1 pseudogene is annotated in these 1,202 nt (G+C 69.6%); it reads right to left on the bottom strand.

The features are described 5' to 3' along the window. Positions 1-3: 3 nt before the first annotated feature. Positions 4-783 (bottom strand): annotated as a pseudogene (locus QMZ92_RS35880) (aminoglycoside phosphotransferase family protein); the annotation flags it as partial. Between the last annotated feature and the right edge of the window lie 419 nt (positions 784-1,202).

A 1,202-nucleotide genomic window follows, 5' to 3' on the forward strand; every position in this document is an offset into this window, starting at 1 on the left:
GCGTCATCGCGCGCCCCGGGCGAGCCGCCGCAGCGCCCCGGGTCCGTCGTCGAGCACCTCGGTGGCCAGACGTGCCCAACGAGCCAAGGTACGGCGGCCTCCCCCTCCGTAACCGATCAGCTCGAAGTGGAGCACCTGCACGAATGCGCACGCCACCTGCACCGCGATCCGCTGCTCGTCGGCTCGCCCGCCGTGTGAGCGATAGCAGCCCCACAGCCCGCCGGCGACGCGTGCCAGCTCGTCCTGGGGAAGACTCAGGTGCGTGCCGGTCACCAGGATCTGGCATACCGCGTATCCGACGTCGAGAGCGGGCTCGTACATCCCCGCGTGGTCCAGGTCGATCACCGTCACGAGCGGCGGTACGGCGGCGAGCCTGTCGAGGTAGACGTTCTTGGGATGCAGGTCCCCGTGTCCCGCCACCAACCGCACCTTCCCAATCGGCTCCAGGACCGGATCGAGTAGCTCGGCCAGCCACTGCACCGCGCCGAGCCCGTCCCGCGCATGCATGGCGGCGAACTCGGCCAGATCCGCAAGCCGGCGCAGCGTCTGCTCGTGCAGTGCGGGGCGGGGCGGCAGCTCCACCGAAACGCCCTGCAGGACGGTCAGGAAGCCGACGACCGCCTCTACGGCACGGTCCGCCTCGGAACCGGTCAGCGACAGCGCCCAGGGCCTGCCCGGAGCATGCTCGGTCACCAGCGTTCCCGACGGGTGGAAGCCGAGCGTGCGGACTACCTGGTACGGGGGACGGTCGAGTCCGGCGGCGCGCAACTGACGAGCCGCCTGATCCGCTGATCGTCCACTGCGGTACGAGTCATGCNTACCTCGGTCAGGAACCTGGAGTGCCGCCGCCGATGCCTGGTCACCACCACCTCACCCACCCCCCATGCCTCGCCGACACCACCGGAGATCACCTCACGCAGTACCCGGGCGCACTCGGCCGCGGTCGGCGGAACCTCGCTCATGAACACTCCGTCACCACCAACTCCTGCCAGTGCAGCGGCGCGTGCCGCAATCTCATCGCCGACCGAGGAGTGCAGACCCCCCGAGGTTGCACCTGAGATTGAAAGGGTGGGGTGACAGGGGGCGTTGGCGGTGCTACATCCTCGTCATGAGGTACGCGGATGGCGGCGGTCTGACCGCCGCGGGGCGGGCGAAGCGTGAGGCGGTGCGTTTCGATGCCGTGGAGATGTTCGAGCAAGGGG

Source organism: Streptomyces sp. HNM0645, assembly GCF_030056615.1.
GTDB lineage: Bacteria > Actinomycetota > Actinomycetes > Streptomycetales > Streptomycetaceae > Streptomyces > Streptomyces marianii.